Source organism: Shewanella sp. 10N.286.45.A1 (assembly GCF_041470405.1).
Taxonomy (GTDB): domain Bacteria; phylum Pseudomonadota; class Gammaproteobacteria; order Enterobacterales; family Shewanellaceae; genus Shewanella.
The window spans coordinates 1-8,496 of the sequence record NZ_JBFRMK010000216.1 but is presented as its reverse complement, the minus strand read 5'-3'; the positions used below and the strand labels follow the sequence as shown (position 1 = coordinate 8,496).

The 8,496-nt window shown below is 42.8% G+C and carries 6 protein-coding genes and 2 pseudogenes; 3 read left to right on the top strand and 5 right to left on the bottom strand.

From position 1 onward, the window contains the following. Positions 1-96 precede the first annotated feature (96 nt). Positions 97-1,254 (top strand): annotated as a pseudogene (locus AB4238_RS15855) (transposase); the annotation flags it as partial. Positions 1,255-1,270: 16 nt separating this feature from the next. Here the strand turns inward: AB4238_RS15855 and AB4238_RS15850 are convergent. Next, positions 1,271-2,369 (bottom strand): annotated as a pseudogene (locus AB4238_RS15850) (ISAs1 family transposase). 146 nt (positions 2,370-2,515) lie between these two features. Here AB4238_RS15850 and AB4238_RS15845 point away from each other — a divergent pair. Then, positions 2,516-2,764, top strand: coding sequence for a LysR substrate-binding domain-containing protein (locus AB4238_RS15845; protein WP_372034298.1), 249 nt, complete (start codon positions 2,516-2,518; stop codon positions 2,762-2,764). Positions 2,765-2,891: 127 nt separating this feature from the next. On the opposite strand, the gene AB4238_RS15840 is transcribed toward AB4238_RS15845, so the two are convergent. The 4 genes from AB4238_RS15840 to AB4238_RS15825 form a co-directional block, all read right to left on the bottom strand. Next, positions 2,892-3,833, bottom strand: a complete 942-nt coding sequence (locus tag AB4238_RS15840; RefSeq protein WP_372034297.1) for a DUF4097 domain-containing protein — start codon at positions 3,831-3,833, stop codon at positions 2,892-2,894. Then, the gene (locus tag AB4238_RS15835; protein WP_372034296.1) at positions 3,830-4,360 is read right to left on the bottom strand and encodes a hypothetical protein; all 531 of its coding nucleotides are present in this window, start codon (positions 4,358-4,360) and stop codon (positions 3,830-3,832) included. The genes AB4238_RS15840 and AB4238_RS15835 overlap by 4 nt, the downstream gene beginning before the upstream one ends. Before the next feature lie 24 nt (positions 4,361-4,384). Continuing rightward, positions 4,385-4,918, bottom strand: coding sequence for an RNA polymerase sigma factor (locus tag AB4238_RS15830; RefSeq protein WP_372034295.1), 534 nt, complete (start codon positions 4,916-4,918; stop codon positions 4,385-4,387). A 175-nt stretch (positions 4,919-5,093) separates the two neighbouring features. Further along, on the bottom strand, positions 5,094-6,047 hold the full coding sequence (locus AB4238_RS15825) for an ornithine cyclodeaminase family protein (protein WP_372034294.1): 954 nt from the start codon (positions 6,045-6,047) through the stop codon (positions 5,094-5,096). Between the two features lie 388 nt (positions 6,048-6,435). Here AB4238_RS15825 and AB4238_RS15820 point away from each other — a divergent pair, with 388 nt between their 5' ends. Continuing rightward, positions 6,436-8,298: a methyl-accepting chemotaxis protein gene (locus AB4238_RS15820; protein WP_372034293.1), complete on the top strand. Its 1,863-nt coding sequence runs from the start codon at positions 6,436-6,438 to the stop codon at positions 8,296-8,298. Positions 8,299-8,496: the final 198 nt, after the last annotated feature.

The window sequence follows — 8,496 nt, the reverse complement described above, 5'->3', positions numbered from 1 at the left end:
AAGCCCTCATTATGAGTAATGCCGATCGTTTAAGAACATTTGAACGATCTTGCAGATAGTTGATCATCCCTACTTGTATTCTGGTAGGAATTTTTTATGTTTGCGCAAGAGCTTGAGCTAGTACATGATTCCGTTGAAGACAATGGGTCCTATAGCACTGTAATGGACGCTATCGATTCGGAGTGGTTCGAACAATCATTACTTGCATCTAATATCCCTAATCGCCGCTTGCCTGCACAGCAGGCTGCTTGGCTTGTACTGTGGACGGGGCTAATTCGTAACCATTCAATTAAAGAAGCCTGCGGCTCAATGGGTATTGCGCTCCAACCTGGAGACAATGCTTGGTCCCGTGTCGCACCAAGTGTATTGAAAGATTGTCGCCGTCGTTTAGTCGAAGTCCCAATGTCTTACCTATTTAAATCCACCGTTTCTGCTTGGCTTGAGCAAGCTTTGGGGGAGAGTAATGACCTAGGTCTTACAACTCTCGCTGTTGATGGAACCGTGTTTCGTTGTCAAGACTCAGAAGAGAATGCACAAGAGTTTGGTTTTATTTCAAACACACACAAGCCTTACCTTCAGCTTCGATTAGTCAGCCTCATTTCGACCGAGATCAGAATGGTATTGGGGGCAGCCTTTGATCGTTGTTATTTCTCTGCGGACTTACTTTTAAATTGGGAAAACTCTGGAAAACAGCGTCACTGGCTAACCCCGGTCAAATCAAAAATGTGCTATGAAATCGTCGAAAAATTTGCTGACAATGATTTGCTTATTGATCTGCCTGTTTCACCGCAAGCTAGAAACAAGAACCTTAATTTACCTGAAACATGGCCGGCCCGTTTTATTGCTTATAAAAAGCCAAAGGGTGAAATTAAAGGCTTCGTTACCTCATTGGTTGACCCGGTTAAGTATTCACTTGATAAACTGTTGAGTATCTACTGGCAACGTTGGGAAATGGAAGAAGGATATGGCGAGCTTAAACAAACTCAACTGCAAAGCAACGCTACGAAGCCGTTTTGCAGAAGGTGTAAGACAGGAACTGCGGGTGTTCTAATCGCTTACAATCTGGTTCGACTAGAGATGGTCGCGATAGCCAAGGAGGCGGAAGTTGCTCCAACTCGTATCAGTTTTACCGCCGAAATAAGTTTAATCGACACGGAGCTAAGATAGTTTTCTTTAGCCCCGAATGGGAAGCTGCCGGCTACGCTGAAACAAATGCGAGCCGATATAAAACACTGCATCCTTCCCAGGGCGCGAGCGTACTTTGATGGTTTTATAACCCAAAGAAGACTCGCGCCCGATAATCATCGTTCCGCCCAGCTTTCTTCAACTTCACTTTTTGGCTTGGCGCTCCACAATCGCATTGCTTCAACATGTTCATCACGAAGCGTCTAAATAACGCGATGTTTTCTACTGCACCGTCTAGCGTGATACGTGAGTTATCCTCTTTAAAACAATATCTAATACATAGTGTTGACTATTTTCGAACCGCAGTGCTGCCGATGTTAGTGTCCTAACATCTTATGATTAGCGGCCATAGAGTTAATGTAATATGACGTCTCTATTGTTGTTTTACCCTTGATATGACGATGCCTTTCCACAGCTATTATACTACGTACAGTGGGCCATTTTTGTGTTAATTCTTCAGGTAACTTCGCTTTTAATTGGAATACGTACCGCTCTTCACTGCGACCATGATGTTTCTCTTTGATTTCTGTAACGATTTTTTCCTTACCTGCATCAAAGACGGCCTGAAATTGCTCGACAACAGCAGCTCTTAATTTGGGTTGGTTCTTCTTAACTTGAACAACAACATGAGCTTTTTTTTCTGCAATTTTCTCGAGCGTGTCACGCTGACAATGGAGAGCATCAATCGTTACAACACTGCCTTTTACGTTTATAATATCAAGCATTTGACGCACTACATTAATCTCGCCATTCTTGTTTTCTGTTGGCTTTTGACTCAGAACGAGACCACGCTCAGTGTCGTAGGTGGTGACCAATTGTAATGCTGTTTTTCTGTCATTTCGGTACGAGCCACGCAGTACTTTTCCGTCAAACGCTATGATGGGCTTATTCTGGCTCGCCCGCTGCTCGTTTATCCATAGGGATAATGCCTCAAGCAAAGACTCTGCAACAGCTAAACGCAAGATCCGTGCTATTGTGTGTCTTCGTGGAGTGCCGTATTCAAATGGTCTGTGCTTCCTTAACCAATCCAGCTTTTCTTCACCATAAAATTCAATATTTTGCCAACCTTCACACCCTGATGAAATGGCGCTGATAACAAGGAAAATAACGTCAATGAGATCATGTTTCTGGTTTATGTCAGAGCGAGTATCCTCGACGACTGATAAGTGTTCAATGAGATTCAAAGTGATTACGTAGCGATGAGTTTGGCACTATTAGATCATGTCCGCTGACAAAGTGCGATCCCGCTCTGGTATCCTTCCAGATAAAAGAAAGCACCGAATGTATATTTGGTGACCTGTTTGATATTGATCGCAGTGCCTTCTCAGGTTTGTTTAGATTTGAATATTTTCACTCTGTGAGTAAAACGATAGCAGAAAGCGATATGATTGGTTTAATTCCTGAAATAGTCATTGCCAATGAGTTGGCCACTGGTGAGATGGTACTTTTAGACGTATTGGATATGCCTGACATCAAAGTCGATTATGGTGTGGTATTCCATAAGTCACGAGTGCCTGATGCTACCAATAAATTGTTTCTTGAGTTTTTTAAGTCATTGGTTGCCAACCCCTGCCATTAAAAGGGTCATTTATAGTGTGACTTTCGGCTTTTACTAAAGCTGTAGAGGGAACTGTTTTTATACTGTTCTACTTAATACAGAGGCCGTTAAATGTTAATTTTCCTGCCTCTGCTTTTAAAAGTGAAACCTAGTTAGATAGTTCTATGTTGCCACTAATTGTCGAAGCGCTGAGGCTCGCGCTGCCATCACCAGTTTGAAACTTTAGGTATGTTTGTGGAGAGTACTTTTCTTTTGATACCTGATCATTGCTTAGCTTGTTCTTGATAGTACCTCCTGGGCCACCATTGATATCGAACGACACATTCACTTCACTATTAAAGTGGACGTCAATATCACCACTGACACTGCCTAGTTTTGCTTTGTCAGTAAGTTTGCCTACTGAAAGCTCAATATCGCCGCTAACGGTTTTTATGCTAAGGCTGTCTATATCACCTAATGCAACTGTCGCATCGCCAGAGACTAACTCGACAGATACTTGGTCGGCACGACTGTTTGCTGTTAGCTCTCCACTCACCAAACGATAAGCGACTTTGCCTGAACTGTCGGTGTCCTTTATCTCACCTGAGACAGTTTCTAGCATTACTTTGCCGCTAAGTTCACGGCTAGTGATATCTCCTGATACGGTATGCAGCATGATTTTATCCTTTAGCTGGCTGGCTTTTATATCGCCACTGACCGAGCTAATATCCATTTTGCCGTCAAATGCGTCGATACGATAATTAGCCGAAACACCTTCTGCTTGTAACTTTATCTGTTGAGGAAGCATGATGGTTAATTGTGAGCCATCTTTGTTGTTGCTGTTGTATTGCCTAGGCATTTTGTCTTCTATGACGACATGACTACCTTTAACAGTGAAGGTCAATCCTTCACTAAGCTCATCAAGCTCACCTTTGACAGATATTTGGTTTTTATCCCAAGACTTAAAGATAACATCTCCTCGTTGAACATTGACGCTGACCTTAGCTTTGCCTTGGATCGACTGTGTTTGATCGACGGTCTCTGCAGCGACTAGCGTTTGACTGAAGATAAGCGAGGTTAATGCTAAACCGATAAGTGGTGTTCTATTCATATTAGTGCTCCCTGATTTTTGTCTGCAGCAGGTAATTTTTGACCTTGCTGTAATAACTCAATTTCTCGTTGTTGGGTCCAAAGCCACAGTTGCCATAGCTCTTTATCGTTGGGGGTTTTCTTTAGTGTTTGGTAAATTTTTTCAGCGGCTTTTCTGAGTTGTTCAATGCCCTTATTGAGTGGTAAGCCCAATTCACTTGATTGCCAGTTAACTTTCTGACTTTGTTCTAATAAAGCAACTTGCTGCTCATGTTCTAGCTTTATATCTGCAAGTGTTGTTAACAGTGGTACAGTCACTGCTTGCGCGGTATAAGTGGGCGTGATAGCGCTGTTATTCCATAGTGTTGTGCCAATAACTGCACAGAGGAGTACCACGCTTGCAACAGCCACTCTGCGCCAATGATTCGGCTGGTTGTATTCCGGTTTATCCAGTTGCTTTTCGATATCAGTCCACAGTTCCCGCTTAGGCGTTAATGTGTTGGGTGTTTGTGCGATCAACTGCTGCAATTTATCTTGTGAATGGCTCATTTCTATACCCCTGTTAACCATCATTTAATCCAGCATTTCAGCTAATAACTTTTGTGCTCTATGGTATTGCGCCTTACTGGTTCCCGAAGCGATCCCCATAAGCTGACCAATCTCTTCGTGTTTGTAGCCTTCAAGTGCATGCAATACGAACACTATTCGGGCTCGTTCAGGCAATCTAACCAAAATTTTATCGAGATCTTCATACTCATCATTGACCGTTTCGACATCTGTGTCGCTGGCAATAAATCGAGACCAAAAAGAGCGGTGCTTTTTAAGGCTGTTTAGCGCCTGATTAACCGATAGGCTGTGCAGCCAAGTGGTGAACTGGCTTTGCCCTTTAAACTGAGGCAGCTTTTGCCACAGAGTAACAAAACAGTCTTGGGTGGCATCTTCTGCTAATGCAACTTGCCCTGTAATGCGAAAGCACAGTGCATACACTCGTTTATGGTGTTGCTGATAAAGCTGCTTAAACGCCGCTTTGTCGCCTTTTTTGGCGCTATCGATAAGGTCAGGTTCATTAAATGAACTCTGTTGTAAGACCTTCAATTGTGCTGTCACTACATGTTCCTTATGTGCCTGCCGATATAGATAAGACAAAGCTAACCTATAAAAAGGTTTAAACAGAAATAAAATAAATATTAACTTGGGTATTGTTACTGAGGCGATAGCGGGCTTAAAGAGGGGGCTAACAAGGTTTGATGGGGCTGATAGGCAACCCCATTTTGGTAGCGATTTAGTCTTGGCTTACTTTTTCGTAGACCAATTGTGCGCCGACAAGGTCTGAAAGCGCAGTTCCAACGGTTTTAAATAGGGTGATTTGCTCTGCACTCTTCCTTGCTAGCGTTCCAGAACGGCATAATTGAGCCAACTCGCCTTTTACTTCATCGAGGGAGAATACGCCTTCCGCGACAGGCAATAACAGTTCACCTGCTTCAGCAAACACATTGATTTTCGAATCAACAAATACTGCTGATTTTTGAATCAATGCCGAGTCACACTCGCGGCGATCATGGTTATGATTACCGACAAAATCGGTATGGGTGCCTGCTTGTACCCACTCTGCTGGGAATAAGGGAGTTGGTGAGCCTGTTGCGCAGCTGATTATATCTGCTTCACGTACGCTAGCTTCTAGGTCTTCGCAGTAGATCACTTCGATATCACTGCGCTTATTACGGATAAGCTCAATCGTTGCTCGGGCTTTGACTTCACTGCGACCCCAAATCTTAATCTGAGTAATTGGCCGAACACTCGCATGGGCAAGCGCCATAAATGAAGCCAAATTGCCAGTACCACATACTAGCAACTTATTAGAATTTTCACGGGATAAATACCGGCTGCCAAGTGCTGAAACCGCTGCTGTGCGCCAGTAGGTTACACTGGTGCCATCAACTAACGCTTGTGGCTCACCGGTTTCGCGGCTAAAAATAAGGATTTTCGAATAGAGGCTAGCCAAGTTTGGATCTTTTTTAGGGTTGCTTGGAAAGTAGGTAAAAGCTTTTACTGCAATGGTTTTTTCGTTCCACGATGGCAGCACGGCAAAAGCATCACTGTGACTGGTTGATTCATCAAGACTAAACACTTGGCGTTGTGGCATACCCGCTGGTCGAGAAAATGTTTCATCGAGCGCCTTAACCAACTCTTTGAAATCTAAGGACTGGTGTACAGATTCAGCAGTAATGACTTGCATGATGGTCTCTTAATAATTAAGGTATATTTTATACTATTTTGCTTGGCTTGCTAGAATGAGTCAATCGACATTTTATATGGATATACGCTGCATTAGCTTGGATACAGCAAAAGAAGTGCTGTAGTGCTATCTACTTTGTTAAGCATTGTTCTGTGGTATGGAAGATATATAGGGTAGTGTTCTGGCATCAATGCTCTATACTTAATGTTAACAAAATCAGTGCTTTGCGGCTGCTGACTTAAAACGGTATTTGCTAAATATTACGATTTTATTACATTTTTATGGTTTAAATGATTAAATGTGCGGCCATATATAACGTAATGTTGTAGAATCGCGGTCATATTTAATGTTGCTCATAAGATGTTTTTATCTTGCTGTTGGGGGTTATATGTTGATCCGTCATAAGTTACTTTTAAGTGCTGTGCTATCTATAGCAGCGCTTGCTGCTATGTTTGGTTTACAGCTTTATTTTGGCCAAGTTCAGTCTGAACTTTCTAAAGCATCACAAGAGATCTCTAGCCTTAAAAGTGAAGTGTTAAGTCTGCGCCGTGATGAAAAAGATTTCCTTTCTCGATTGGATCTTAAGTATGTTGATAGACACCAATCAAATCATAATGATATTAAAGCACTGACCCAAGATCTCAATCAAGCGTTTACTCGATATGGCATTCCTACAGAGGCGCTGACGACATTTAACAATGACTTGAGCCTATACAGTAATACATTTAAAAATGTCGTTGCACTAAACCAACAGATAGGTCTAACCCCTAAATCTGGGCTATATGGCACGCTGCGCAGCGCTGTTCATCAGGTTGAGTCATTGGTAAAGCAATATGACGAGCCGCAATTAATGGTGCAGATGTTACAACTTCGTCGAGCAGAGAAAGATTTTATGCTTCGCCGCAGCGATAGCTATATTGCTAAATTTGATGCCGGCATTAATCAGTTTAATAGTGTGTTATCGCAATCGCTTTTAGAGGAGTCCTCAAAGCAAGATATTGCCAAATTTATCAATCAATATAGTGCTGACTTTAAGCAGTTAGTGGTCAAAGAGCGTCAACTGGGTCTCAGTATTACTCAAGGGGAAATGGGCAAACTAAGGCAGGCGGTTGCCAATACCGACAGTGCTCTGAATCAGCTTGAGTCTTTAGCCCGGTCAGCCATTGAAGAGAAAGAAAACTCGGCATTTATCCTAGGCTTATCGATCGCGGTGTTAATTGCACTTGCTTTAGCTGGCGCAACTTTTGTTATTATTCGCAGTATTATTGATCCAGTGAAGCAGATCACTGCGGTAATAACTCATATTGAAGAGAACAAAGACTTGTCGATGCGCTGTGATGACAGCAGTGATGATGAGCTTGGCCAAATAGCTAAACACTTCAACAGTATGGTTGAGAGCTTTCAGGAGCTTATTGAGCAGGTGACAACCTCGGTCGATACCATGAACCAATCTTGCCAAGACCTCGCCAGTAATGTGAATAGAGCTTCGCAAGGGGTCAGCAGTCAGTTAAATGAAACTGACATGGTTGCAACCGCTGTGACCGAAATGGGCGCGACTATCGAAGAGATTGCTAAAAATACTGAGCTAGCCGCCAATAAGGCCAGTAGTACACATCAGAACGCTCAACTTGGCCAGCGCGGTGTAGAACAAACTATCGAAAAGATAGAGTCATTAGCATCTCAAATTAATGAATCTTCAATTGTTGTCAATGAACTTGAAAAAGATAGTGAAACCATCGGCAGCGTATTAAGCGTGATTAAGTCTATTGCTGAGCAAACAAACCTACTCGCTTTAAATGCAGCGATTGAGGCGGCGCGTGCAGGGGAGCAAGGAAGAGGTTTTGCTGTCGTTGCCGATGAAGTGCGTAGTTTAGCCTTGAGAACACAAGAGTCTACTGAAGAGATATCTAATATTGTGCAGACATTGCAGGGTCGAACTCGCTCTATTGTGCAGGTGATGAACGCGAGCCGAACTCAAGGCGATGAAAGTGCTGTACAAGCCGCTTCAGCTGGTGATCTACTGCAACAGATAAACAGTGATGTTACTAATATTATGGATATGAGCACTCAGATCGCAGCAGCGATTGAGGAGCAAAGTATGGTGGCGACAGAGGTAAATAAAAACGTAGTGGTGATTAGAGATATTGCTCAAGCCACTGCTGATACTGCCGCTGAAAACTCTGCAGCAACAGAAAATGTAAAAGAGCGAGCTGAGTTTTTACAACGTGCAGTGAGTAAATTCAAAATCTAACCTTATGCTCTGAACAATAAAAAAGGCTAGCCTCATGGCTTAATGCCGATCAGTTAAGGCCAATATGATCGGTTGACCGATCTTTACAATGCTTCAAAATCCAGTACAGACTCTTCTTTGTACTGGATTTTTTATGGAACTTTCTGAAGCTTTAGCGCGTACCTCTATCAACCGACTTACCGAGTTCGACAGCCTTGG

Bases quoted from the DNA above. Each gene is read 5' to 3' on its own strand.
- AB4238_RS15835 (WP_372034296.1), bottom strand. From the start codon at position 4,360: ATGAGCCATTCACAAGATAAATTGCAGCAGTTGATCGCACAAACACCC.
- AB4238_RS15820 (WP_372034293.1), top strand. From the start codon at position 6,436: ATGTTGATCCGTCATAAGTTACTTTTAAGTGCTGTGCTATCTATAGCA.
- AB4238_RS15825 (WP_372034294.1), bottom strand. From the start codon at position 6,047: ATGCAAGTCATTACTGCTGAATCTGTACACCAGTCCTTAGATTTCAAA.
- AB4238_RS15840 (WP_372034297.1), bottom strand. From the start codon at position 3,833: ATGAATAGAACACCACTTATCGGTTTAGCATTAACCTCGCTTATCTTC.